We start from the raw sequence: 24,524 nt of genomic DNA, 5'->3' as shown, positions 1-24,524 counted from the left end.
GGGCCGCCGGCTGAAGCGGCGTCAAGTAAGGTGACGCCATGCCCGCGAACCAGGGGGAGCGTGCCCGGCGCAGACTCAGCACCGAGGAGCGTCGTGAGCAGTTGTTGTCGGTCGGCGCGCGACTGTTCTCGGAGAGCCCCTACGACGACGTGTGGATCGAGCAGGTCGCCGAGATCGCCGGGGTTTCCCGCGGGCTGCTGTACCACTACTTCCCGACCAAGCGGGACTTCTTCGCCGCGGTCGTCGAGCGGGAGAGCGAGCGGATGCTGCGCCTGACGGCAGCCGTGCCGGGAGTGCCGGTCCGCGAACAGCTCGCGGCGGGCATCGACACCTATCTCGCCTACGCCCACGCCCACGCCCACGGCTTCCGTGCCTTCCACCGGGCCGACGCGGCCGGTGACCAGGCCGTGCGCCGGGTCTACCGGCGGGCGTTGGCCGCCCAGGAACAGCAGATCCTGGCGGCGTTGGCGGCGGACCCCGAGTTCGGGTCCTGCGAGGGAGCGCCGCAGGTGCGTCTGGCCGTGCGTGGCTGGCTCGCCTTCACCACCGCCGTCTGCCTGGAGTGGCTGCGGGAGGGGGAACCGACCCGGGAGCAGGTGCGGGACCTGTGTGCCCGGGCACTGCTGGGCGTCATCGCCTGATGCGTGAACGGATTCGCGTCCAAGGTCGAGCAGCCCGATCCGCCTTCGATCTACCGACCAACCGGGCGAGGCTCGGGCCTCCGGACTACCGACCCCTGCCGTAATTCCTGGCCGGGCGTTGCGCTCTCTTCGCACGGCGTCGTGCGGGGGCGTGGTTGGCGTGCAGCCCACCCTTCGATAAGTTAGGCAAGGCTTACCTAATGGGAAGGGGTCTTGGTATGGGTGACACGCAGGACTGGACGGCCGTACCCGGTGTGGCCGAACGGGCAAGATCGGTGCTGGCCGCCGCGTGGTCTTGCGTGGTGACCGCGGACGGTGTCCGTGAGGAGCACGTCGGCGCGCACACCATGACCGCCGAGGGTGCGGTACGCCTGGCGGTGCCCGATGACAGCTCCCTGTTCGCGGTGGCCCTGTGCGCCCCGCGTCAGGAGCCTTCCGCCGTGCTGGAGTTCGCCGACGTGGCGCCCGTCCCGGTGTGCAACCGGATCCGTGCCCGGCTCCGGCTCGCCGGCCGGCTCGTCCCGGCCGGCCGTGCCGTCCTCTTCCGGCCCGCCCGGGTGGTCCTGCGGCAGTCGTCCGGGGCCGAACTCGTCGACCTCGACGAGTTCGCCGCCGCTCGGCCCGACCCCCTCACCGATGTCGAGCCCCGGCTGCTCACCCACCTCGCCGACGCTCACCCGGATGCCGTCGAGTGGCTCACCCGTCTGGTGCGGCCGGAGAGCCTGCACGCCGCCACTCGGGTGGTGCCCCTCGCCGTCGACCGGCACGGGCTGACTCTGCGCATCGAACGCACCCGCGCCCACGGCGACGTCCGGCTGCCTTTCCACGCGCCCGCCGACGACATCGCCCAGCTCACCGAGCGGATGCACGTCCTGCTGGGGCAGGCGAACGCCGCCACCTGCCCCAGTGCGCTGCAGTGGCAGCGCGCCGACGGCGACGGGTGAGACGAACGGTTCGCCGGCCGGGCACGCGGTCCGCTGCGGTCCGGGTCCGCGCGGTCCGGCGAGCGCTCTACCACTCCCCGTCCTCCACAGGCTCGCCTGGCGCGTCCTTCAGCGGTGTCACCTGGTCGGGGGACGGCGGCTGCCACGGGTCCGGATCGGCTCCCAGCCAGTCGCCGACCGGTTTGACCGGCTGGAGGGTTTCCGCGGGGGCGAGGTCAGCGGCGTCCGCGTCGTAGTAGTCGTACCAGGGCAGTCCCGCTCGTGTGTACGCCGCCCGGTCCACCGGCGACGACGGGGGAGCCTCGCCGGTGATCCGTCGCCAGTCCGGAGGCGTGACCAGGTGCACGAACACGCGTCCGGCGGGCTCCTCGGACCAGTCCGAGAGCGGCCGGTCATCCCGGTAGACCTCCTGCCGCATCGAACCACCGACGCCGAGGCCCATCGCGGCGGCACGGCGCCTGGGCGCCGCGCCCCCCGCCGGGGGACGTGGGGAGGCGTCGGGGGCGGACGCCATCATCGGCATGGCCGCCCCGTACAAGCCCCCCTGCGCCGTCGAGCGCTCCCGCTCGCGGCGCTCCCGCTCGCGGCGCCGCAACTCTGCCAGGACGTCCTTCCTGAGCGGGAACGACCGCAACTGGACCCCGCCCCACACCTCCTCGCCGGTGACCTGCCCCTCCACCGTCGCGCCCAGGCCGAGGGGTACGGCGACGAACTGGCGGACTGTGCCCTTGCCGGAGTTGATGCCGTCCAGCCACGGCTGGCGGGGCAGCACCACGTAGTTCTGCGGATTCTGGGAGAGCCGGTCGCTCCAAGGCTCGCCCGACACCGCGCACACCTTCCCCACCCCGACCTGCAGCGCGGCCGGCTCCGACGTACCAGCGAAACTCAGCCACATGGCCTCGCGGAGGTACATCGGTAGCATCACGCCACCGCGCGTCCGCCACTCCTCAGGGACCGTGTCGCCGTAGTCCGCGACCCGCCGGACCGGGAACTCGCCCAGGCCCGGCGGCAGCGGATGCGTCCCCGTCTCGGGCAGGCGCAGCGTGCGGATGAACCGCACCGCCACCCCACCCGGTAGCCGCAGTGTGTTCCCGTCGATCCGTGCCCCGACGCCGGTCATCCGTGTACCCCCTTGTGTCCCGCGCCGGTACCGTCCCGGCGCCTGCCTCACCGAGAACGCCCGCCGAGGCCGGTACGGTTCCGCCACAGCTCCTCCTGGACGCCGAGGCGCTCGCGCAGCCGGGTCATCCGCGGCAGCTTCGCCCGCTGCTCCCGGGAGACCCGGTCCAGTTCCTCCAGCAGGCGCCGGGTGCGGTGCTCGGTGTTCAGCTCGTCGATGATCCGGGTCGTTTCGGCCAGCGCAGCCCCCAGCAACTGCCAGTTCGCCCAGTCCTCGCGGATCTCCTCCTGCAGCAGTCCGGCCAGCCGGTCCCGGGTACTGGCGGCCGTGTGCAGTTCGGCTGTGAGCCGCGCCTCCGCCGACTCGGCGTTCTCGCTCAGGGGGGTGGTCACCAGGACGGCGAAGCTGACCACCGCGTCGGCGATCTCCGACAGCAACTGCGCCACGGTCGAGCCGACCCGGGGTGGGAACAGCTCCTCGGAACCGCGGGCCTTGGCCAGGTCCGTGAACGAGCGGGCGAGTACCCGCAGGACCACCGTGCAGATCTCCAGGGTATCCAGGCCGGTGCGCAGTACCACCCGGTGCAGCAGCCCCTCCTTGACGCGCGGGTTGAGCCGCAGACTGTCCTCGGCCTGCCGCAGCGCGGCGTCCACCTGGGTGATGTCGTGGTCCAGCCGGCGGGCTTCGTGCAGTCGCTCGGCCGCCTGCTCCCAGGGAGTGCGGCCCGCCGCCTCCTCTCCCATCCGCAGCATCAACTGCCGCACCCGGCGGGCCAGGTCCTCGATCGACCGACCCGCCTCGTCCACCCACACCGGGGGCGGGAGCAGCAGATTGCAGGCAGTCCCGACCACCGCGCCGATCAGCGTCTCCACGATCCGCGCCCATGCGGTGAACCCGACGGTGGTCACGCCGAGCACCAGCATGGCGCTGATCGCCACTTCGGCAACGTACTCGTCAACCCGCACCAGGTGGCCCACGGTCAGCGAGGCCACGATCAGCAGGGCGAGGCTCCACCAGGTCAGCCCCACCAGCCCGCTGAAGGCGACGGCCACCAGCACGCCTGCCACCACCGAGTTCACGCGGCGGATGCCGTTGGTGAGCGTGGCGTAGAAGGTCACCTGGACGACCAGCAGCGCGGTCAGCGGCGCGGTGAGCGGGGCCGGCTCGGGGCTCAGCCGGAGCGCGATGACGTAGGCGATCGTCGCCGCCGTGGCCGACCGCAGCGTCTGGACGACCACCGGTTCCCGGCGACGCCCCAGCAGGCGCAGCAGTCCAGCGGTCCACTTTCGTACGTCGTGCATCCCATGGCCTGTTCCCGTTCCCCGCGTGCGCCGAACGTGGCCGACCGGGGATTGCGCCCGCCGGCATGGGACCGCGCGGCGTCGCCGCCGCCAACCGCCCACGGATGCTGTGCGACACCGAGGTGCCCGAGGCGGTGCGGCCGGCCTTCGCCCGCGCGGTTTCGTCGCTCCACGGGGCTGTTCGCTCCGCCATCCGGCCGAGCACCGCTTGCTGCACGGCACCCTGCCGGTCCGGGCCGTGCCGCTCTTGGGCGTACGGCCGGAGGCTCGTCCGGTCAGACGTACAGCTTGTCGATGAACACCGACAGATTGCCCGTGGCGCGGGCGAGTTGTTCCTCCAGGGTCAGGCTCTCCTCGAACCGGGTGCCGGACTCCGGCACCTTCTTGCCCCTCAGGTACAAGGAGCATGCCAGGTCGGTGCACATGTACACGCCGATCGAATTGCCCTCGCGCCCCGCCGCCCCTGCCTTCCGCGCGGTCATCAGCGAGACCCCGCCACCGGGATGTGTGGTCAGGCACACCGAGCACATGCTGCGGTGGAGGAATCCCCGCGGTGAGGCCGAGGAGCGGAGGGCGACGCCGACGAGCCCGTCCTCCCGTTCGATGACCAGATAGCTTCGGTCGGGCGCTCCGGGGTCTCGCCAGCCGAGGAAGTCCAGGTCCGTCCAGGGGCATGCACGGAGATCGCGTGGGAGGGCCAGCCGCTTCGCCTCCCCCTTGGAGCAGTTGACGAACGAGTTGCGGATGTCATGCTCGGTGAGCGATCTCATGGGGGCGTCCTTCCGGGTGCTCCGCCGCCGTGGGCCTAGAGGCTCTAGGTTCTTACCTAGCCTAGGTAGGCAGTGGGGTGGGGGCCAATGGATTTCCGGGACGGTCTCGGTCACGCGCCCGGTCATGCCGCGGACCCCGGCGGTCCACGCGCCCAGCCCCGCCCCAAGCTTCCGGGCGCGTCGCCGTCCTCCTCGACGCCGAGGTGTCAGGGCTCCCTCTGCTGCATCCCGCCGCCTTCGGCCGTTCATCCGCCTGCGGCTACTCCGCCTCCCCGACCGGCGTCGCCCCTTCCGGCTTCGCCACCCTGGCCTGCGGCGGCCACACCCCGGGCAGCAGCACTCCCAACGCGTATGCGCGGGCGACCAGTTCGGTGCGGTTGGCCGCGTCCCAGCGGGCCGAGAGCCGTCGCAGGTGGTAATTCACGCCGTCTGTGGAGAGCCCCAGCTCGCGGGCTGCGCGGGCTGTGGTGGCGCCTGCGGCCAGCAGAGCCAGCACCCGCCCCTCCACAGGCGTGACCGCCGTCTGTCGAGGCTCCTGCCTGGCCGCGTGCTGCCTGCGGACCCGTAACATCACGAGCAGGGTCGGCGTCTCCTCCACACTGTCGCTCACGGGGTCGGCCGTCAGCTCTCCGTACCGCTCGGCCCCGCTGGGCGCCCGCCAGCGCACCGACACCTGGTAACGGGAACGGCGGCGCATGCGCAGCGCCTCGACGATCCGCTCCACCTGGGCGACCTGCTCAGGGCGGAACAGGTCCAGCACCTCCCGGCCCCGCAGCCGGCCCGGTGTCGTGCCGGTCTCCGCGGCCATCGCGGGATTGGCCAGCAGCACCGTGCCGTAGGCATCGCACACCGCGACCGGCACCGACACCCGGTCGAACAGTGTCAGTGCACGGTTGCGCCACACCACCGCGTCGACTTTCCCGCCTTCCACGGCACCTCCCGCTGCGTCGAGACGTCGCCCTCGTCCAGGACGAACTCATCCAAGCCCATCCGGGCCCGTCCGGACCCACCAGGCTCAGGCACGCCCCAGGGGCGAAGACCCGGAGGGCGACAGAGGTCGTGGTGCCGGCTCGTGGCCGTGGGTCACTGGTCCGGGCGGGGCGCAAGGCCTGCGGCTGGTTGTCCGCTGCACGATCGTGTAGTGCCGCGACCCGCAGGCGCCCGGCTCCTCCACCACCCTGGAACGAAGCACTCTGTTACGGCGAAAGGCAGTTGTCGCGTCATGTCCCCCACCGCACTGCAGTCCGGTCCGGCCGGCACGCCGCCCGGCATACCCGTGGTCGACATCACCGCCACCGGACCTGGCCGCACTCCCATCCAGCAGGTCATGAAGCTGATGCGCGCCCACGGACCGGTGCTCGTGCGCAGGCTGTACGGACGGGACGTGACCTTCATCTCCGACGCGGACCTGGTGGCCGACCTGGCCGACGAGGAGCGGTTCGCCAAACACATCGGACCCGCGCTGGAGAACGTGCGCGCCTTCACCGCCGACGGCCTGTTCACGGCGTACAACGACGAGCCCAACTGGGCCAAGGCGCACGACATCCTGATGCCCGCCTTCGCGCTTGGCTCGATGCGCACCTATCACCCCGCGATGGTCACGGTGGTCCGGCGGCTCGTCGCTTCGTGGGACCGAGCGGCGTGCACCGGGCAACCCGTTGACGTGCCCGGTGACATGACCCGAATGACCCTCGACACCATCGGACTGGCCGGGTTCGGCTATGACTTCGGCTCCTTCGCACGAGACGAGCCACATCCTTTCGTGGAGTCGATGGTCCGCTGCCTGGAGTGGAGCATGACCCGTATGGGGCGCGCCCCGGGCACGGACCACACGACGGCCGACAGGGCCTTCCGGAGGGACGCCGACTACCTCGCCGCGGTGGTGGACGAAGTCATCGCCTCGCGCGTCGGTGCCGGCTCGTACGGAGCCGATGACCTGCTCGGGCTGATGCTCGGCGCGTCGCACCCCGCCGACGGCACCACCCTGGACCCGGCCAACATCCGCAACCAGGTGATCACCTTCCTGATCGCCGGCCATGAGACGACCTCCGGCGCGGTGTCCTTCGCCCTCTACTACCTCGCCAAGAACCCGGCCGTGCTCCGGTTGGTGCAGCGCGAGGTCGACGCGCTGTGGGGGGATACCCCCGACCCGGAACCGGCGTACGACGACATCGGCCGCCTCACCTACACCCGCCAAGTCCTCAACGAGGCGCTGCGGCTGTGGCCGACGGCTGCCGCCTTCAGCCGGCACGCCCGTGTGGACACCCTGCTGGGCGGCCGACTCCCGCTGCGCGCCGGGCAGGCCGTCACCGTGCTCACCCCGATGCTCCACCGGCAGCCCTTGTGGGGCGACAATCCCGAGCAGTTCGACCCCGAGCGGTTCACCCGGCAGGCGGAGTCCGCCCGCCCGGTGCATGCCTTCAAGCCCTTCGGCACCGGCGAACGCGCCTGCATCGGGCGCCAGTTCGCGCTGCATGAGGCGACCATGCTGCTCGCCACGCTGGTCCACCGCTACCGGCTGCACGACCACGCCGACTACCAGCTCACGGTGAAGGAGACCCTCACCCTCAAACCCGAGGGCCTTACGCTCACGCTCACCCCGCGCACCCCTGTCGATCGCGTCCACGTCCCGCTCCCCGGCACCCCCTTCGCGTCAACTGGTGCCGGCCCGGCCCCGGATACCCTTCCGGCACGGGTGCGCCCCGGGACCCGTGCCCTTTTCCTGCACGGCAGCAACTACGGCACCTGCCGTGCCTTCGCCGCGCAACTCGCCGACGAGGCAGCCGCGGCCGGCTGCGCCACCGAGGTCGCCGCCCTCAACGCGTACGCCGGTGGACTGCCGACCGACCGGCCCGTGGTCATCACCGCAGCCTCCTACAACGGCCGTCCCACGGACGATGCCAACGCCTTCACCGCCTGGCTCGACGGCACCCCCGACCTGACCGGTGTCAGTTATGCCGTCCTGGGCATCGGTGACCGCAATTGGGCCGCCACCTACCAGCAGGTCCCCACCCGCATCGACGCCCGTCTCGCCGAACTCGGCGCCGCCCGCCTGACGGACCGCGCTGCCGCCGATGCGTCTGGCGATCTCGGCGGCACCGTGGCGGAGTTCACGACCAGACTGTGCACCTCCCTGCTCCAGCGGTACGGCGACCCGGATGCCACGCCCGACGCTCCGGCCGAGTCCGTCCACGCCTATGAGGTCCGCACGCTGAGCGGCGGCCCGCTGGACCGTGCCGCCGAGCGGCACGGTCTCGTCCCGATGACGGTCACCGAGGCGTACGACCTGACCGCGCCGGGACATCCCCGGACCAAGCGGTTCGTGCGCTTGGCCCTGCCCGAGGGCGTGTCCTACCGCACCGGCGACCACCTGGCCGTGCTGCCCGTCAATGCCCCGGCCCTGGTGGAGCGTGCGGTCACCGCCCTGGGCCTCGACCCCGACGTCGTCCTGGACATCCGGGGCACCCGGCCGCGCCGTGACGGTCTCGCCGTGGACCGGCCCCTGACGGTGCGCCAACTACTGACTCATCACGTGGAGTTGCAGCAGCGTCCGGGCGTACGGCAGCTGTCGCGGCTCGCCGAGGTCAATCCCTGCCCACCGGAGCAGACCGCCCTGGCCGCGCTGACCGGTGACGATCCGCGTACCCTGGTGGAACTCGCCGAGGACCACCCCGCCCTGCGGGGCGCCCTCGGCTGGCCGCTCCTGCTCGACCTGCTGGCCCCGCTGAGGCCCCGGCACTACTCGATCTCCTCCTCACCGGCCGCTCATCCGTCTCACGTGGACCTCATGGTCTCGGTGCTCGACGCACCCGCCCGCTCCGGCAAAGGCCGTTACCGGGGCACCGGCTCCGGGTACCTGGCCTCGCTCCGGCCCGGCGACACCGTGTACGCCCGGGTCCAGCCGTGCCGCGAGGCCTTCCGGACCGACGGCACGGCGCCCGTCGTGATGGTCGCCGCGGGCACCGGGCTCGCGCCGTTCCGCGGTGCCGTCGCCGACCGCTTGGTGGCCCGTGCCGCAGGTGCTGAACTGCCGCCTGCCCTGCTGTACTTCGGCTGCGATGCTCCCGACGCCGACTTTCTGCACGCCGGGGAACTGAAGGCCGCCGAGGCGGCCGGTGCGGTCGCGCTGCGCACGGCCTTCAGCGCCGCCCCGGAGAACGGCGCCGCCTTCGTGCAGCACCGCATCGCCGCGGAGGCGGCGGAGGTCTGGCCGCTGCTGACCGCCGGGGCCCGGGTCTACGTATGCGGCGACGGCGCCCGCATGGCCCCCGGGGTCCGTGCGGCGTTCCGCGCCCTGTACCGGGAACGCACAGGTGCCGACGAGGCGGCTGCCCGGCATTGGCTCGACGCCCTGGTGGCGGACGGCCGCTACGTCGAGGACGTGTACGCGGCGGGCTGACCCGCGGGCCGGAACACGCGGGTGCGGGCCGGCGCCGCCGCTGAACGGCCGTGGGGTACCCCTCGTTGAGCGGAGTCCGCTCAGCCGGCCTTCCGCCCGCGCATCGGCTCGGTGTCCATACCGGCGCCCGTCCGCAGGCCGTCCAGGAACTCCTGCAGCACCTCGGTCGCCGTCCGCCGCGGGTGCCAGCCCAGTTCATCGTGGGCCCTGGCGCAGCCCAGCAGGGGCAGGTGCAGCACCGCGTCGAACAAGTGCGGGGAGGCCGGCAGCAGATGAAGCCCCCAGGCGGCGGCGATGGCCGACCGGGCCGCCGTCTGCGGCAGCCGCACCGGACGCGTGCCCAGCAGCTCGGCGAGCACACCGGCGTCGAGCGGCGGATCGGCGGCCAGGTTGAACGGGCCCCGGGCGCTGTCCGCGTGCACCGCGAGCCGGTAGGCCTCGGCGGCGTCGTCCGTGTGCAGCGCTTGCACCCGCAGGCCCGGGACGTCCGGTAGGAACGGCAGCAGTTCGGGCCGGACCAACGGCCCGGGCAGGAAGCGCCCGCCGAAGATCCGGCGTTGCTCGCTCGCCGACTCCCGCTTGAACAGGAAGGCCGGCCGCATGCGGACCACCCGCACCTCGGGATGATCCCGCTCGAACACATCCAGTGTGCGCTCCAGGTACGCCTTCTCCCGGCAGTACGCGGCGGCTGGCCAGCCGTGAGTGGGCCAGGACTCGTCCACCTTGCGGTCCTTCGGCCCGGGCGAATACGCGCCCGCTGAAGACGCGTGCACCAGCACCGGAACGCCGGTCGCTGCGACAGCCTCGAACACCCGGATGCTGCCGAGCACATTGGTGCGCCATGTGGCGGCTGGATCATGCGTCGGTTGGAAGGCCCAGGCCAGATGGACCACGGCGTCGGCGCCCTCGAACCGCTCCGTGAGGTTCGCTTGTTCCGAGGCCAGGTCGACCGCGGCCCACTCGGTCCCCGGCGGTGACCACTCGGGCGTCCGCCGGGCCAGACCGCAGATCGACGTGATCCCCGGATCCTCCGAGAGCAGGCCCACCACGCTCGTCCCCACATTGCCGGTGGCGCCCGTCACGACCACCTTGCTGCCCGCTGAGCTGTTCACCTTCGGCTCCTTCCGTCCTCACGGCGGAGGCTGCGAGACCGGCCGGGTACCCGAGCAGCGCTTGCGCACACCCGGTGGGACGGGAGGGAGGTGCCCGTGCGCGTGCCGCATGACGCGAGAGGTAATCGACCGGTGGGTACGTGCGCGGAACGATCGGGGTCGGAGGGAACAGCGGACGGACCCGGTCCGCCGGACCCCGGACGGACCCCGCGAGGAGGAGGCCCCATGCCGTACTACGAGAGCCCCGTCGACGGTACCCGCCTGCACTACGTCGACCACGGCCCCGCCACCGGCCCCGTCGCCGTCTTCGTCGCCAGCGCGTATCTGGGACAGGAGATGTGGGAGTACCAGATGCTGCCGCTTGCGGAGGCCGGCTACCGCTGCGTTGCCCTGGACCGACGGGGCCACGGGCGGTCCGACGACGTCTGGGCGGGCTACGATCTCGACACCCTCGCCGCCGACGTGCACGGCCTCCTGGACCACCTGGACCTGCGCGAAGTCACCCTGGTCGGGCACTCCGTCGGTACCGCGGAGGCGGTGCGGTGTGTGACCCGGCACGGCACCGGGCGTGTGGCGCGCCTCGCCCTGGTCTCCGGCGTCAGCCCGGGACTGGTCCGCTCGCCGGGGTTGCCGGACGGTGTGGATCCTGCGCTGATCGACGCCGACGACCAGGCGTTCCGACGGGACCGCGCGGCGTACTTCGAGGCCTCGGCCGACGACTTCTTCGCCGTCCACCTGCCCGGCAACGAGGTGTCCCCGGCCTACGCCCGTTATCTGATCGGTCGCTGTCTCAGTGCCAGTCCGCGCGCCGCACACGGGATCCGGGCCCTGATCGCGGATCTCGACCTCACCGAGGAGCTGCCGGGTCTGAGCCTGCCGGTGCTCGTCGTACACGGCACGCACGATGCCTCCGCGCCCCTGGCCCGCACCGGGGAACGCGTGGCCCGTCTCGTGCCGGACGCCACCCTCAAGGTGTACGAGTACGGCGGTCACGGCATGTTCGTGACCCACGCGGATCTGCTCACGGCGGATCTGCGGGACTTCCTCGGCGGCGGGCCCGCCCGGAACACCGCGCCGGCCGGGTCCGCGACGGTTCCGCGGCGGGGCTAGCCGCTCACTTCGGCGAACCGGTGCCCTGCCCGGCAGCCGTCACGCGGGCAGGCACGCGACCTCCCCGCGGCCCGTCCAGGTGGATCAGCGCTCGCAGCCCGGTACCAGGGACGGTGGCGAGCAGCGCGTTCGCCTCGGGGCAGACGACCGGGCGCTCACCCGGCCGGGCGAACACCGGGACGTCGTGTGTTCCGCCACGCCGGCAGCGGCCCGGGAGCCGTTGCTCGATGGGCTGGACGCCTGCGCGGATGAGCCATCGGACCACCGTGCGTTTTACGCTGAATTGCATGACCGAACAAGCAGCTCCGCACATCTCCCGTCCGCGGATCCTGGTACTCGGTGTTTCCCCGGGCAGGCCCGGTGAGCCGCCTTTCCGCGTCGTGGAGATCGACGGTCAGGTGATCGGCGAGGCCAGGACCGTCACCGACGTACTGGAGGTCGCCGCCTCCCACGGCATCACCGTCCACGACATGGACGATCCGGACGTGATCCGCTGGGTCGGCGGGGACAAGTACACCTGGACGCTGCACTGAGCTATGGACCGGACGGCGGCCCGCTGCTGGACGGAGCAGTCCGGGCCGCCGGACCGGAAACCGGCGCCGTGATGCCCGGGATCAGGCGGGACGGCCTGGCTCGGGACACCTCAGGGCCCGGTCCGGGGCGCCGCGGCACGCCCGGACACGGTGCTGTCCTGCGCCAAGGCGGCGTCCGGCGTCGGATGCGGGGGCAGCAGCCGAGCCAGGCCGGTCACCCGGAAGACACGCAGGGTCAACGGGTGGGTACACACCAGATGGAGTCGACCGCCGTGCTCCAGTACCCGGGCACGGGCCCGATAGAGGAGCCGTAGCCCGGAACAGTCGAAGAACTCGACCAGCCGCAGGTCGATCACGACCCGGGCGCCGGTGTGCCGGGTGACCCGGTCCAGGACGGGAGCGATCTCCGCCGCCGCGGCGATGTCGATCTCGCCCCGGAACTCAAGCACCGTGTGCCCACGGTAGCCATACACACGCAGATGCCGGGTGTGCGGAGAGGGCTCGTCTCGCACGACGGCATCACCTCCCACCCGCGCCCGGACATCGGTTTCCCGACCGTCAAGTTACCCTCGATGGGAGGAATTTGAGCATGTTCGATTGACATATGTCTTCGAGTTTGGCTTGCATTCGTGCGAATGCCGTGGCACGGGCCCGGTGGGGCAGACCGTGCCCACCGACTGGTTCTGGTCAGTCCACCAGGAGGACCAGCTTGCCCGTCGTCCGACCCGTGTCGCCCAGCTCGTGCGCCTTCGCCGCGTCGGAGAGCGCGAACGCACCGGCGATCGTCGCCCTCAGCTTCCCGGATTCCGCCAGCTCCGCGACCGCTCGCATCCCGGCCCGGTCGGCGTCCACCAGCATGCGCACCGCCCGCACCCCCCGTCGCTCGGCCTCCGTGTAGAGCTCCGCGGAACCCGCCGGCAGGATCGATACCAGGACTCCGCCGGGTCGCAGCACCCGCAGGGACCGCACGGAGGTGTCGCCGCCGAGAGTGTCCAGGACGACGTCCACGTCCCGCACCGCCTCGGTGACGTCGGTGGTCCGGTAGTCAACCGGCTCGTCCACGCCGACCTCCCGGAGGAAGTCGTGCTTGCCCGCGCTCGCCGTCCCGATCACGTACGCACCGCGTGCCTTGGCGATCTGCACGGCCACATGTCCGACTCCGCCGGCCGCCGCATGGATCAGGACCCGCTGCCCGGGGCGCACGTCGGCGTGTTCGGTCAGCGCCTGCCAGGCGGTCAGGGACACCAGCGGCAACGCGCCCGCCTGAGTGTGGTCGACCGAGGCGGGTTTGTGTGTCAGGGCACGGGCCGGCGCGGTGACGTACTCGGCGTGCGAGCCGTGGCCGAAGGGATAGGGGAGCATGCCGAAGACCTCGTCCCCGGGCCGGAAGGCGGCCACGCCGGTCCCGACCGCGGTGACTTCACCGGACACGTCCCAGCCCAGGACGAACGGCGGCGCGCCCAGGAACCCGCCGGTGGCACGGTGCTTCCAGTCGGTGGGGTTCACCCCGGCGGCCCGCACCCGGACCAGCACTTCGTTCGGGCGGGGTTCCGGCCGCTCCATCCGGATCTCCCTCAGTACCTCGGGTCCGCCGAGGACGTCCTGACTGATGGCTCGCATCGTGTTTGCATCGTTCATGGTCATCCAGCGTGCCAGGGTCCATCGTTCCGGGAAATGGCACGAAGGCCAATGTCCGATAGGATCGTGCCATGCGTGGCACGCGAACTCCGGAACGCGTCGTCGTCCTGGCTCTCGACGGCGTCTATCCCTTCGAGCTGGGCATCCCCAGCCGTGTCTTCGGCGCCGCCGACGGGCACTACGAGGTGCTGACCTGCACAGTCGACGGCCGTCCGGTGCGTACCGAGTCCGACTTCACCGTCGGTGTCGCGCACGGGCCCGAGATTCTCAAGACGGCCGACACGGTGGTGGTCGCCTCCATGCCGCCCGACCGCATCCCCGCCGAACTGCCCGACGAGGTCGCCACCGCACTCGCCTCCATCCGCCCGGGCGCTCGGATCGTCTCCATTTGCACGGCCGCCTTCGTGCTTGCCGCAGCGGGACTGCTCGACGGCCGCAGGGCGACCACGCACTGGCAGGTCGCCGACCTGTTCCGCCGCCGCTTCCCCCAGGTCGACCTCGACCCGGACGTCCTCTTCGTCACCGACGGTCGCATCCTGACCTCGGCCGGCGCCGCCTCCGGCGTCGACGTCTGCCTGCACATCGTGCGCACCGACCACGGCAGCGAACTGGCCAACACGGTTGCTCGCCGCTGTGTCGTACCTCCGTTCCGGGACGGCGGTCAGGCCCAGTACATCGACCAGCCGGTTCCCGCCGACGGCGCCACGGGCACCGCCGCCACCCGCGACTGGGCACTGGAGCACCTGAGCGAACCGCTCACCCTCATGGACCTCGCCGAGCACGCCCGGATGAGTCGGCGTACTTTCGTCCGCCGTTTCAACGCAGAGGTCGGGCTCAGCCCTGGCCGCTGGCTGATCCAGCAGCGTGTGGTCCGTGCCCGGCATCTGCTGGAGTCCAGCGACCTGCCCGTGGACCGGATCGCCACCGAGGTCGGCTTCGCCACCGGAGCCTCGCTGCGGCAGCACCTGCACACTGCGATCGGCGTGTCCCCGCAGGCGTACCGGCGGACGTTCCGGCAGGTCCGCTGAACGCTCCGGCCCGTGCTGGTGTGCGGGCAGTGCACTCCCGTGCCCGGCGGACTGCGCCGGGCCGGTTCCAGCCCCAACGGCGCCGCACGGACCTACGCTCCCGGGAACCCCGGCAGCAGCAGTCGCCCGGCGAGGTCGTCCACTTCGTACGGGGTCGACGCATCCGGCGGCATCTCCGGCCCGGCTGCCCCGGACCTGCCTCCCTCGGCCCCAAGCCCGTCCGGGTGAAACCCGGGCGCCCACCGGTCCCCTGCGGTCACACTGGGCGTCATCCGCAATCACCCGTGAGCGCCGATGCCAGGAGGCCGCAGAACATGACCGCAGCGCCCGCCCGCACCGCCGAACAGCGTAAGAAGGAGACCCTTCACCGGCTGGAGCACGACGTCGACGCCTGGGTCGCCACCGCGGCCCCCGAGGGGGGCGCCCCCTACCTCGTACCGCTGTCGTTCCTCTGGGACGGCACGACCCTGTTGTTGGCCACCGTCGCCGACAGCCCCACCGGCCGGAACCTGTCGGTCACCGGCAGGGTCCGCCTGGGTATCGGCCCGACTCGGGACGTCGTCATCCTGGAGGGCACCGTCGGGGCGGTGACCCCCGAGGAACTGCCCGAGGAGGAAGCCGAACTGTTCGCTGCCAAGACCGGCTTCGACCCTCGTCGGCTCGCCACCCGCTATCTGTACTTCAGGGTGTTCCCGCGGAGCATCCAGGCCTGGCGCGAGGAGAACGAGCTGCGGGGGCGGGACCTGATGCGCGACGGGCGGTGGCTGCTGGATGAGTGACCCGGTGATGCGGGAGTGAAGTCGAGCGCCGGGTGGGGCCCGACGGCTGGTTCAGTGCCCGCTGTCCTTGACCGCCACCGGCCATGAGCCCGTCGACCGGGCGATGGCCTTGGCGCCCGCCCGGTCCGCGGCGCTGCGCACCACCGCGAAGATCGCGCCCTGGACAGCGGCCGCCAGGAGGATCTCTCCCCAGCCACGGTCCGGGTCCAGGGCATCCGGCGCGTCCTCCTCGTGCCGGATCGCCGTCCACGCCTTGCGGAAGGCCAGACCGGCCAGCGCACCGCTCACCCAGCTGAGCAAGAATCCCACCGGCTGGTAGACGAGCGGGAGCTTTTTCTTCTTCTGCTTTGCCTTGGCCATGCCTGAGTCCTTCCTTGTCAAGCGCCCCTCATGCGGACTCCCCCCGCGCGGCCACCCGTTCGCCGGCGTACCGGCCCCGGCAGGCGTACCGTCGGCGAACGGTCACCCGTCCGGCTCCGGATGATGGTGCCGGCCCGGCCGAGAGCCGGGCCGAGGGGTGCTCCGGGGCGACGGCGGACCGGATCGACCCGGGCGGGCGTGATGAGCATCCCGACGTCCGCTGCGATGAGGGTGCCATCAGCCGGATACCGCCGTCCGGCAGGCCGGACGGCGTGCGGTTCCAGCCGCCCCCAAAAAACCGCCAATGCGCGCCCCTGCCGTCGGTCTCGCCCGGGTGACCGGAGGCCGAGAGACGGTCGTCCCGGGCGAGGCAGGCTGGTCTGCGGGCGCGCGGCGAGCAACGGCCCCGCCACGACGGGCCGGACTCCAGGGATCGCGGCGGGGCCTGACGCACCAGCGACCGTCCGGAAGTCGTTTCACACCTTCCAGGAGCGGGTTCCGCCGGAACGGGAGGGGGTCCCGGTCCAGATCAGTTTCAGCCGAGGCGTTCCAGTACGAAAATCGGGATTTCCCGTGACGTCTTGCGCTGGTAGTCGGCGTACGGCGGGTACGCGGCGACCGCCCGTCGCCACCACTCGGCCTTCTCGGCGCCGGTGACCTCACGGGCCCTCATGTCGCGCTTGACCGGGCCGTCCTGCAGCTCGACGTGTGGATCGGCCGCGACGTTGAAGTACCAGACCGGATGCTTGGGCGCCCCGGCCTGGGAGGCGACCACCGCGTACGCACCGCCGTGCTCCACCCGCATCAACGGCGTCTTGCGGATCTTCCCGCTCTTCGCGCCCCGGGTGGTGAGGATGATCACCGGCAGACCGGTGTCGCGCAGTGTCGTCCCCTTCGTCCCGCCGGAACTCTCGTACAGCTCGACCTGTTCACGCACCCACTGCGTCGGGCTGGGCTCGTACTCGCCCTCAAGAGGCATGGAATCGGTCCCCTTTCGTCAGTTCAACGGCTGTCTGTCACCAGTGTCCAACATGGGTGACCGTACGGATCATTCGTACCGCGTGCCCCTTCGGTCGCCCAGGGGGCGGCCATCCGGGTGACGGCGGGCGCCGTGCCGCAGCGGCATGTCCACGCACCGGACGACGCGCGCAGGTGAAAGCCGTGGCCTCCCGGTGGCGGGGAACCGGCCGCCCGGGCTGGCCGGATCCCGTCCCCACGGTCAGCGCTCTTCGGCCGGATCACACAGATCGCGGAAGTGGCCGAACTTACCGTCGCCGTATAGGTGCCTTGGGCATCTAATGAAGATCGGTACGACGCACATCTTCGTCTGCGAGGTTTTTCCATGACGGAACTGACGGACACCACCGGCCCGGCGGCCCCGGCCGAACCCGTCGCCTTCCCCCAGGACCGCACCTGCCCCTATCACCCGCCCACCGGATACGACTCGTTGCGCGACGGACCAGCTCTCTGCCGTGTGACCCTGTACGACGGCCGTGAAGTGTGGCTGGTCACCGCGCACGCCACCGCACGCGCCCTGCTCGCCGACCCCCGCCTGTCCAGTGACCGTGGTCGGTCCGGCTTCCCCGCGCCAACGGTCCGCCTCGCGGCCGTCCGCAACAGCAGGGTGGCCCTGCTCGGATCGGACGACCCCGAGCACCACCGGCAGCGACGGATGGTCATTCCGTCGTTCACCGTCAGGCGCGCGGCAGAACTACGGCCTTGGATCCAGCGGATCGTGGATGGGCTGCTCGATACGATGGTCGCCCAAGGGGCGTCGGCCGAGCTGGTTTCCGCCTTCGCGCTGCCCGTCCCGTCCATGGTGATCTGCGGCCTGCTCGGAGTGCCGTACGCCGACCATGAGTTCTTCGAAGATCAGTCCCGCAGGCTGCTGCGCGGCCCGACGGTCGCCGACACCCTGGAGGCCCGGGACCGGCTGGAGGAATACCTCGGTGGTCTCGTCGACGAGAAGACAGGGAGGGCAGAGAAGGGGAAAGAGGGGGTGGAGACGGAGAGTGGTGAGGGCATCCTCGACGACCTCGCCCGTCGGCAGCTCCGCGACGGCACAATGGATCGCACGGAACTCGTGTCGCTCGCCCTCCTCTTGCTGGTCGCGGGCCATGAAACGACCGCTAACATGATCTCCCTCGGCACCTTCACGCTGCTGCAGCATCCCGAGCGGCTGGCCGAACTGCGCACCGCCCCAGAGCTGCTGCCCGCCGCCGTCGACGAGCTGATGCGGATGCTGTCCATCGCGGACGGACTTCGGCGCGTCGCGCTGGTGGACATCGACGTCGCGGGTACCACGATCCGGGCTGGTGAGGGCGTGCTCTTCGCGACCTCGGTGATCAACCGTGACGACGCCCTGTATGAGGAGCCTGACACCCTAGATCTCCACCGTCCCGTCCGCCATCATGTGGCGTTCGGCTTCGGCATCCATCAGTGCCTGGGGCAGAACCTGGCCCGTGCGGAACTGGAGATCGCCCTCGGCACCCTGTTCACACGCCTGCCCGGCCTGCGGTTGGCCGTCCCGGCCGAGGAGATTCCCTGCAAACCGGGCGACACGATCCAGGGGATGCTGGAACTCCCCGTGACCTGGTAGGAGGGTCTGCTCATGCATATCGACATCGACAAGAGCGTCTGCATCGGTGCGGGGCAGTGCGCACTGGCCGCTCCGGGTGTCTTCACCCAGGACGATGACGGCTACAGCACGGTGCTCCCGGGCCGCGAGGACGGTGCGGGTGACCCGATGGTCCGTGAGGCGGCCCGCGCCTGCCCGGTGAGTGCGATCAGTGTGACGTAGGGGCCCGGCTGAGTGGACACGCGAGGGTGGCCGTTACCTGCCTCGCGCCGTTTCCAGGACCGCCTCCCGTGAGCTGTCGTCACACCTGCTACGCCGGTTACGGCCTTGTGGCTCGAGAGACACGTCAGGGCACGGCGTCCGCCGCGGGCGGGCCGGGACGGCCGTTGGGCGAGCACGGTCCGAGGACCGGGTGGGAGACGTCTCTGGGGGTGGGAGGCACCACGGCGGCCCGGTGCCGCTCCGCCGGGCCGTGGACCGGGGTCCTGCTGGGCCGTCGCTCCGGCTTCAGTAAGGTTCGGCGATGACCTCACAGTCCTCGAAGCCCTTCCTGTACGTGGTCGTCTGCGCGGCCGGGATCGCCGCGGGCGTCGGCGAGTTGGTTGCCGCCGCCCAGGAGCAGCAGTGGGAGGTCGGTGTCATCGCCACTCCGGTTGCCATGGGTGGGTTCTTCGACGTCGAGGCCGTCGAGTCCATGACCGGCAGGCCCGTACGGTCCGCCTGGCGTTCCCCGGCCGACCCCCGACCGTTCCCGCCGCCGGATGCCGTGGCGGTGGCACCCGCGACCTTCAACACCCTCAACAAGTGGGCGGGCGGCCTCGCCGACACCCTCGCCGTCGGCACTCTGTGCGAGGCCGCGGGCCTGGGTGTGCCGATCGCCGTCCTGCCCTGCGTGAACGACGCGCTGGCCGCCCATCCTGCCTACCAGGACAGCCTGATACGGCTGCGGGGCATGGGGGTCCGCTTCGGCGAGCCGTACTCCGGCGGGACTCAGCGGGGTGCCTCGCGCAAGGAGTTCGCCTGGGGGCATGCACTGGAGCTGTTGGAACGGCGCTAACGGCAGGTCAGCGTCGGCCCCGCCAGCATGCCCCCGGTGTACAGGTCCTGACTTTTCGGCATCCAGTAGCCGAGTTTGGACACCACGGTGGAGCACTTCGCCCCGACGGTGATCTGGACCGTGACCTTCTCCGGGTGTCCGGGCTGCAGTTCGGTCAGCGTGCAGTCCAGTGAGTGCGGTAGCCGGCTCTTCACCGGGTACCGGCCGACCAGCGGGTTGATGCAGCGGGCGTCGGCCGTGCTGATCCGCATGCCGCTCCCCTCCTCGCCGATGAGCCCGAGCCGCGCGCTGCCGTCTCCCTCGTCGCTGTCCCGGCGGATCGTGTAGGTCAGCGTGGTGGTGGTGTTGCGGCGCAGCATCCTGTGGTCGACGGCGATGGCGTGGGAGGCCGTCGCCTTCGGCGCGGTCAGGGACAGCGTGGTCCGCACCGTGCCCTGCAGGTCGACGCCCGCGGGCGTCGACCGCACATGCACGGTGGCGGTGATGTCGTACGTTCCCGGGCCCGGGTATGCGAGTGAAGCGGGGAGTGTCCCGGTGCCCAGGGGCTTGCCCGCGCGTCGCGCCGTCCAGGTGCCGTCGGTGCGGCAGGTGTACCGGATCCGGATGCCGGCGCGTTGGCAGGTCGCCGGGGCTGAGAGGGCCAGGCGCGGACCCCCGCTGCTCGCGCACAGGTTGACCAGGGCCTGTTGCCCGTGCTCTCCGCGCAGTGTGCCGGCGACCGCGCACACCGTGGCCGGGTCCTCGGGTGCCGGGGCCGGCGCGGAGGCGGGCTGCCCCCAGGCGGGTGTGACGAGGGCCAGCGGCAGCACCGCCGACCCGGCAAGGAATCTGAGGGTGGAGGGACGCGTCGGCACCGTGTTGCCTCCCGGCCTGCCGGACCGGCCGTACGCCGGTCGTCTGCCCCGAGGATGGGCCGACGATACGACCGTCGGTCGGTTCCCACGCCGCACGGTCACCTGGGGGCAGCACGTCGTCCACCCTGTCGGTCCCGGCCTCGGAGGTCTGGCCACGATGACGGGGCCCGCCCGGGCAGTGGCTGCGTCATCGTCCGCGTGCCCGGCGGAGTCGGGGTCTAGGACGGCGGCGGGCGGTGCCCCTCCAGGAATGCGTCGACGACGGCCTCCGGGGAGAGCCCGGACATGTCCGTGCCGGCCCCGCTGCGATCCCACAGCCCCGCGGCGATCAGCGGGGACAGCAGGAACACCACCTTCTGCAGCGGATCGCCGGGGCTGACGTGCCCTCGTTCCTGGTGCATCGCGATGATCCGTGCCGCGTCCTGCAGGTTCGGCAGGAGGGCGGAGAGGGCGTTGCGCAACTCTGGGTGACGGGGGATCTCAGTCAACAGGGTCAGGACGGCACCGCCATAGGCGCGGTTCGTCATCTCGTACGCGTGGACGATCGCGGCGAGATCCGTCCGCACGTCGCCCCCTGCGGCCACCTGGCCGAAGGGCGATGCCGAGAGGCAGTGGAGCAGTGCCGCCTCGACCAGTGCCGCTTTGCTGCCGTAGCGGCGGTACAGGGTCACTTCGCTCACGCCCGCTCTCGCGGCAATCTCCTGGGTCGTGGCGGCGCCGTAGCCACGCTCCGCGAACACCTGGACTACAACCTCGAAGAGATTGTCGACGTTCACAACCTTGGGCATCTGTCTCCGGACCTCACACGGACGGGATCGTTCAGTCGCTTTATTGTAAGTGGTCACTTGCAATAAACCTGAGAGGGTCATTACCTTGGATGTCGTCTCCGGGGTGTCCGGAGCGGTCATATGAGGTGGTCTGCCCGCTGTGGTGGCAACCCGGACAGGGGTGTGCGAATGACTCAGAGCGGCGTGCGGCGGAGCGGGACCGAGAGCGCTGCACCCAGAGCAAGGGGATCTGCTCTCTGGCGCCTCAAAGTCCGGCTTCAGTTCACGGGCTGGCTCCAGTACCTCCCCACTGTGTGCATCGCGCTCGCCTTCGCCCTGGTCGCGGCAGCGGGGTGGGTGATCGGGGCCTGGCCGGTCATCCTGTTCTGGCTGCCGGCCGGTGCCGCGTCGCTGCTGCTCGTCACCTTCGTCTTCGACCTCGTCACGGTGAAGCTCGGACTGCACCCCGTCGAGGCCGTGCCTGAGCGCAGGGACGGCCTCGGAGCCTTCGACCTCATGCGCGCCCGACGCTCGTGCCGGTCGTTCCAGTCCCGGGACCTCGCTCCCGCCCACCGGACGGAACTCATGGAGTCCGTCCGTGCGCACACTCGGCCCGACCGGCTGATCGGCAGCAGCCCCGTGCGAATGGAGTACATCGCGGCACCGCTCACCGTCTGGCCGGTCGTGGGTGCTCACGAGTTCCTCGTCGCGATAGCCCCCCGCACCTACGACCGCCTGGCGGTCGTCGATGTCGGCCGCAGCCTGCAGAAGGTCGTTCTCGACGCCACGCGGATGGGGCTGGCGACGTGCTGGATCGGCCCGGGAGCCGACCAGAAGAGTGTGGTGCAACATCTCGGTGACCGGTTCGACCCCGAGAAGGACCACGTCATCTGTGTCTGTGCCGTTGGATACCGCTCACGGTTCATGCCGTCGGCCATCCGTGCCATGCAGACCCTTCAGCACCGCCGGTTGCCGCTGGCGTCGCTCTTTTTCGCTGATCCGCACTTCCGTGAGCCCCTGGATGTCACCCGGTTTCCGTGGGAGGCCTACGGGCGCTGCTACGAGGTGTGTCAATGGGCTCCCTCGTCGTTCAACGGTCAGACGACCCGGTGCGCCGCGGTGGTCGAGCCGAACGGGGGTGAGGAGAGGCCGGTGAGGTTCGACTTCTGTGCCTCCACCACATCGCGGTACTACGCGCCGGTGGCACTGGGGATCTGGTGCGCGAACTGGGAGACCGGCTGCCAGGAGCTAGATATCAACGGACACTTCGCCGTCCTGAGCCCCGGGGAACGAGGTGTTCAAGGAGCTCCCGAGCTGCCGCGTTACGACGTGAGCTGGGTGGTCGACCACCCAGCAACCACGTGACGCCGGGGGTGGGGCCAGCGCCGGGGCCCGGTGTGACGGGCCCCGCCCGGGCGGGGCGCCTCTCCTTCGGGCCGGTGGTCCGCGACGTGCGGGGCCAGGACCCAAGATCTTCAGGACATTAGGCCTTGCGGACGTACCCGGCTGTACCCGGAGTGGAGACGTTCCGATCGCGGCGGACGATGCTGAGCCGGCTGCCCCAGTGCGCGAGTGCGGAGCGCAGGCCTCCGTCGGTGTACTCGATGTCCACCACCCGGTCGTCGAACGCCTTGGCGTACACCCCGCACTCGTCGTATTGCCCGCATTCCTCAGCCACTGCGAAGTCCAGGCCGGTGCGCTCGTGTTCACCGGCCAGCTCGGCGGTGTTCTTCTGCGCGATGGCCAGATGCCGGGCGTGTGCATGCCGGGAGAGCAGGATGATGAAGGACGTCGCCTCATCGGCGGTGAGCAGGTGGTGGGAACGGGTGTAACTGTCGTAGTTGTCCGGCTCGATGGCGTCGAAGCCCTTCTCCGCGCAGCCGTCGATCCACCGGTTCACCCGCTTCGCGATCCGCGTCCGCTTGGCCGGCGTGCGGAGGTCGAGCAGCGGTTCGTTCCAGTCCTCGTCGATGACGACCTTGCCGTGCGCGTCGCGCAGCAGCAGGTCGGGCGGCCATGAGGAGCGTTCGGCGGGCTGGGCCTGGAAGGCGTTGACGTAGCAGATGTTGTACAGGCCGGGCGCGGGGGAGTCGGAACGGTCGCGGCTGACGATCCGCACGCCCTTCGGCGGGGGATAGGCGCCGCCGATCTGGTAGTCGAATCCGGCGTGACGCGGCGGCAGCCGCACGGCCGCCGGCTCTGGCGAGCTGCCCTTCCCTGCGCCGCCGGAAGCGCAGCCGGCCAGGGCGGCGATAACGATGGCCAAGGCTGACCAGGCGCCTGGGGTCGTTCGGGAACCCCCGACGCGGAAAACACCCGTGGGGGGCAAGTCCGCTCCATCCTGCCCACGCCGGGCGGCGCGGCACGACTCAGGATCAAATCGCCCGTACGCTCAAGTCGTCAAGTCGGGGCCCGGACACATCGTAGGCTCGGCCGTGACCATCGCCCCGAAGGCAGGAGCAGCAACGATGCAGTACGTGAAGCTCGGTTCCACGGGTCTGGACGTCTCGCGGATCTGTCTGGGTTGCATGACCTACGGGCTGCCGGACCGCGGCACGCACGCATGGACACTCGACGAGGAAGCCTCCCGCCCGCTCATCCGACAGGCGCTGGAGGCGGGCATCAACTTCTTCGACACCGCCAACGTCTACTCCGACGGCACCAGCGAGGAGATCGTCGGCAAGGCCCTGCGGGACTTCGCCGACCGCGACGAGATCGTGCTGGCCACCAAGGTGCACGGCCGCATGCGGCCGGGGCCCAACGGCGGCGGGCTGTCCCGCAAGGCCGTCATGAGCGAGATCGACCACAGCCTGCGCCGCCTCGGCACCGACTACGTCGACCTGTACCAGATCCACCGCTACGACCACGCGACTCCGGTCGAGGAGACCATGGAGGCGCTGCACGACCTGGTGCGGGTAGGCAAGGTCCGTTACATCGGGGCGAGTTCGATGTACGCGTGGGAGTTCTCCAAGGCGCAGTACACCGCTGAGCGGCACGGCTGGACGAAGTTCGTGTCCATGCAGAACCACTACAACCTGCTCTACCGCGAGGAAGAGCGGGAGATGCTGCCGCTCTGCGCGGACCAGGGTGTTGGTGTCCTGCCGTGGAGTCCGCTCGCCCGTGGACGGCTGACCCGTGACTGGGGCAAGGTCACCCGGCGCAGCGCCGCCGACAGTTTCGGCGATCAGCTGTACCTGGAGGGTGACCGCGCGATCGTCGAGGCCGTCACGCGGATCGCCGGTGACCGTGGCGTGTCCCCTGCCCAGGTGGCCCTCGCCTGGCTGCTGCACCAGGACACCGTGGCCGCACCGATTGTCGGTGCGGCCAAGCCGCGGCACATCGAGGACGCGGTGGCCGCCGTCGAACTGGAGCTGAGCGACAAGGAGATCGAGGAACTGCAGCAGTCCTACACCCCGCGTGCCATCAGCGGCCACTGAGTCGCCGCCGGGCCCCGTGCGGTGCGAGCCGCGTACCGCACGGGCCGGCGCCGGCCACTGAGTGAACGGTGGCAATGGGAAGAAGGGGATTTCAAT

25 protein-coding genes are annotated in these 24,524 nt (G+C 71.0%); 12 read left to right on the top strand and 13 right to left on the bottom strand.

Annotation, left to right across the window (positions count from 1 at the left end; translation table 11 throughout):
• The first annotated feature begins 38 nt into the window (after positions 1-38).
• Together LK06_RS01260 and LK06_RS01255 are read left to right on the top strand one after the other, a co-directional pair.
• Positions 39-641 carry a TetR/AcrR family transcriptional regulator gene (locus tag LK06_RS01260; RefSeq protein ID WP_043435058.1) on the top strand — a complete coding sequence of 201 codons (603 nt, stop codon included), beginning with the start codon at positions 39-41 and terminating at the stop codon, positions 639-641.
• 218 nt (positions 642-859) lie between these two features.
• A complete protein-coding gene (locus tag LK06_RS01255; RefSeq protein ID WP_039650057.1) occupies positions 860-1,585 on the top strand; it encodes a DUF2470 domain-containing protein in 726 nt (241 codons plus the stop codon).
• A gap of 67 nt (positions 1,586-1,652) precedes the next feature.
• Here the strand turns inward: LK06_RS01255 and LK06_RS01250 are convergent, their stop codons facing one another.
• The 4 genes from LK06_RS01250 to LK06_RS01235 form a co-directional block, all read right to left on the bottom strand.
• On the bottom strand, positions 1,653-2,705 hold the full coding sequence (locus LK06_RS01250) for a hypothetical protein (protein WP_039650059.1): 1,053 nt from the start codon (positions 2,703-2,705) through the stop codon (positions 1,653-1,655).
• A 47-nt stretch (positions 2,706-2,752) separates the two neighbouring features.
• Positions 2,753-4,006: an FUSC family protein gene (locus LK06_RS01245; RefSeq protein ID WP_174673792.1), complete on the bottom strand. Its 1,254-nt coding sequence runs from the start codon at positions 4,004-4,006 to the stop codon at positions 2,753-2,755.
• A gap of 275 nt (positions 4,007-4,281) precedes the next feature.
• Positions 4,282-4,776, bottom strand: coding sequence for an FBP domain-containing protein (locus LK06_RS01240; RefSeq protein ID WP_043405479.1), 495 nt, complete (start codon positions 4,774-4,776; stop codon positions 4,282-4,284).
• 259 nt (positions 4,777-5,035) lie between these two features.
• Positions 5,036-5,707, bottom strand: a complete 672-nt coding sequence (locus LK06_RS01235) for a PAS domain-containing protein (RefSeq protein WP_039650061.1) — start codon at positions 5,705-5,707, stop codon at positions 5,036-5,038.
• A gap of 291 nt (positions 5,708-5,998) precedes the next feature.
• Between LK06_RS01235 and LK06_RS01230 the strand changes: the two genes are divergently transcribed.
• Positions 5,999-9,175, top strand: a complete 3,177-nt coding sequence (locus tag LK06_RS01230; protein ID WP_043435061.1) for a cytochrome P450 — start codon at positions 5,999-6,001, stop codon at positions 9,173-9,175.
• Positions 9,176-9,255: 80 nt separating this feature from the next.
• Here LK06_RS01230 and LK06_RS01225 read toward each other — a convergent pair whose 3' ends face one another.
• Positions 9,256-10,287 carry an SDR family oxidoreductase gene (locus LK06_RS01225; protein ID WP_039650065.1) on the bottom strand — a complete coding sequence of 344 codons (1,032 nt, stop codon included), beginning with the start codon at positions 10,285-10,287 and terminating at the stop codon, positions 9,256-9,258.
• 225 nt (positions 10,288-10,512) lie between these two features.
• On the opposite strand from LK06_RS01225, the gene LK06_RS01220 reads away from it, so the two are divergent.
• A complete protein-coding gene (locus tag LK06_RS01220) occupies positions 10,513-11,397 on the top strand; it encodes an alpha/beta fold hydrolase (protein WP_052269790.1) in 885 nt (294 codons plus the stop codon).
• A 4-nt stretch (positions 11,398-11,401) separates the two neighbouring features.
• Here LK06_RS01220 and LK06_RS01215 read toward each other — a convergent pair whose 3' ends face one another.
• The gene (locus LK06_RS01215) at positions 11,402-11,686 is read right to left on the bottom strand and encodes a hypothetical protein (protein ID WP_043405472.1); all 285 of its coding nucleotides are present in this window, start codon (positions 11,684-11,686) and stop codon (positions 11,402-11,404) included.
• Here LK06_RS01215 and LK06_RS01210 point away from each other — a divergent pair.
• Positions 11,685-11,930 (top strand): hypothetical protein, encoded by a 246-nt coding sequence (locus LK06_RS01210; protein ID WP_039650069.1) that lies wholly within the window; start codon positions 11,685-11,687, stop codon positions 11,928-11,930. The genes LK06_RS01215 and LK06_RS01210 overlap by 2 nt on opposite strands.
• A 110-nt stretch (positions 11,931-12,040) precedes the next feature.
• Here the strand turns inward: LK06_RS01210 and LK06_RS01205 are convergent, their stop codons facing one another.
• Both LK06_RS01205 and LK06_RS01200 read right to left on the bottom strand, forming a co-directional pair.
• On the bottom strand, positions 12,041-12,442 hold the full coding sequence (locus tag LK06_RS01205; protein WP_039650219.1) for an anti-sigma factor antagonist: 402 nt from the start codon (positions 12,440-12,442) through the stop codon (positions 12,041-12,043).
• Between the two features lie 175 nt (positions 12,443-12,617).
• Positions 12,618-13,574 (bottom strand): NADP-dependent oxidoreductase, encoded by a 957-nt coding sequence (locus tag LK06_RS01200; RefSeq protein WP_043435062.1) that lies wholly within the window; start codon positions 13,572-13,574, stop codon positions 12,618-12,620.
• A 65-nt stretch (positions 13,575-13,639) separates the two neighbouring features.
• Here LK06_RS01200 and LK06_RS01195 point away from each other — a divergent pair, with 65 nt between their 5' ends.
• Both LK06_RS01195 and LK06_RS01190 read left to right on the top strand, forming a co-directional pair.
• Positions 13,640-14,596, top strand: coding sequence for a GlxA family transcriptional regulator (locus LK06_RS01195; RefSeq protein WP_039650073.1), 957 nt, complete (start codon positions 13,640-13,642; stop codon positions 14,594-14,596).
• Between the two features lie 314 nt (positions 14,597-14,910).
• Complete coding sequence (locus LK06_RS01190) at positions 14,911-15,375, top strand: pyridoxamine 5'-phosphate oxidase family protein (protein WP_039650075.1); 465 nt, start codon at positions 14,911-14,913, stop codon at positions 15,373-15,375.
• 51 nt (positions 15,376-15,426) lie between these two features.
• Here the strand turns inward: LK06_RS01190 and LK06_RS01185 are convergent, their stop codons facing one another.
• Together LK06_RS01185 and LK06_RS01180 are read right to left on the bottom strand one after the other, a co-directional pair.
• Positions 15,427-15,735, bottom strand: coding sequence for a DUF4235 domain-containing protein (locus LK06_RS01185; RefSeq protein ID WP_039650077.1), 309 nt, complete (start codon positions 15,733-15,735; stop codon positions 15,427-15,429).
• A 535-nt stretch (positions 15,736-16,270) separates the two neighbouring features.
• Positions 16,271-16,714, bottom strand: coding sequence for a nitroreductase family deazaflavin-dependent oxidoreductase (locus tag LK06_RS01180; RefSeq protein ID WP_039650079.1), 444 nt, complete (start codon positions 16,712-16,714; stop codon positions 16,271-16,273).
• A 363-nt stretch (positions 16,715-17,077) separates the two neighbouring features.
• On the opposite strand from LK06_RS01180, the gene LK06_RS01175 reads away from it, so the two are divergent.
• From LK06_RS01175 to LK06_RS01165, 3 genes are all read left to right on the top strand, one after another.
• Positions 17,078-18,334 (top strand): cytochrome P450, encoded by a 1,257-nt coding sequence (locus LK06_RS01175; protein WP_039650081.1) that lies wholly within the window; start codon positions 17,078-17,080, stop codon positions 18,332-18,334.
• A gap of 12 nt (positions 18,335-18,346) precedes the next feature.
• Positions 18,347-18,535, top strand: coding sequence for a ferredoxin (locus LK06_RS01170; protein ID WP_039650082.1), 189 nt, complete (start codon positions 18,347-18,349; stop codon positions 18,533-18,535).
• A 301-nt stretch (positions 18,536-18,836) separates the two neighbouring features.
• Positions 18,837-19,370 (top strand): flavoprotein, encoded by a 534-nt coding sequence (locus tag LK06_RS01165; protein ID WP_043435065.1) that lies wholly within the window; start codon positions 18,837-18,839, stop codon positions 19,368-19,370.
• Here LK06_RS01165 and LK06_RS01160 read toward each other — a convergent pair.
• A complete protein-coding gene (locus LK06_RS01160) occupies positions 19,367-20,224 on the bottom strand; it encodes a hypothetical protein (protein ID WP_043435067.1) in 858 nt (285 codons plus the stop codon). The two genes, LK06_RS01165 and LK06_RS01160, sit on opposite strands and share 4 nt — an antisense overlap.
• A 218-nt stretch (positions 20,225-20,442) precedes the next feature.
• On the bottom strand, positions 20,443-21,012 hold the full coding sequence (locus LK06_RS01155) for a TetR/AcrR family transcriptional regulator (protein ID WP_043435069.1): 570 nt from the start codon (positions 21,010-21,012) through the stop codon (positions 20,443-20,445).
• A 291-nt stretch (positions 21,013-21,303) separates the two neighbouring features.
• Between LK06_RS01155 and LK06_RS01150 the strand changes: the two genes are divergently transcribed.
• Entirely contained in the window at positions 21,304-22,356 is a 1,053-nt protein-coding gene (locus tag LK06_RS01150; protein WP_199806279.1) for a nitroreductase family protein, read from the top strand.
• 118 nt (positions 22,357-22,474) lie between these two features.
• On the opposite strand, the gene LK06_RS01145 is transcribed toward LK06_RS01150, so the two are convergent.
• Positions 22,475-23,320, bottom strand: coding sequence for an endo alpha-1,4 polygalactosaminidase (locus tag LK06_RS01145; RefSeq protein ID WP_043405459.1), 846 nt, complete (start codon positions 23,318-23,320; stop codon positions 22,475-22,477).
• Positions 23,321-23,459: 139 nt separating this feature from the next.
• On the opposite strand from LK06_RS01145, the gene LK06_RS01140 reads away from it, so the two are divergent.
• On the top strand, positions 23,460-24,428 hold the full coding sequence (locus LK06_RS01140; RefSeq protein WP_039650094.1) for an aldo/keto reductase: 969 nt from the start codon (positions 23,460-23,462) through the stop codon (positions 24,426-24,428).
• Positions 24,429-24,524 lie beyond the last annotated feature (96 nt).

The sequence above is a fragment of the Streptomyces pluripotens genome (assembly GCF_000802245.2).
GTDB classification, from domain to species: domain Bacteria; phylum Actinomycetota; class Actinomycetes; order Streptomycetales; family Streptomycetaceae; genus Streptomyces; species Streptomyces pluripotens.
Note: the sequence above shows the minus strand (reverse complement) of the source record. Positions and strands in the feature narration are given on the sequence as shown.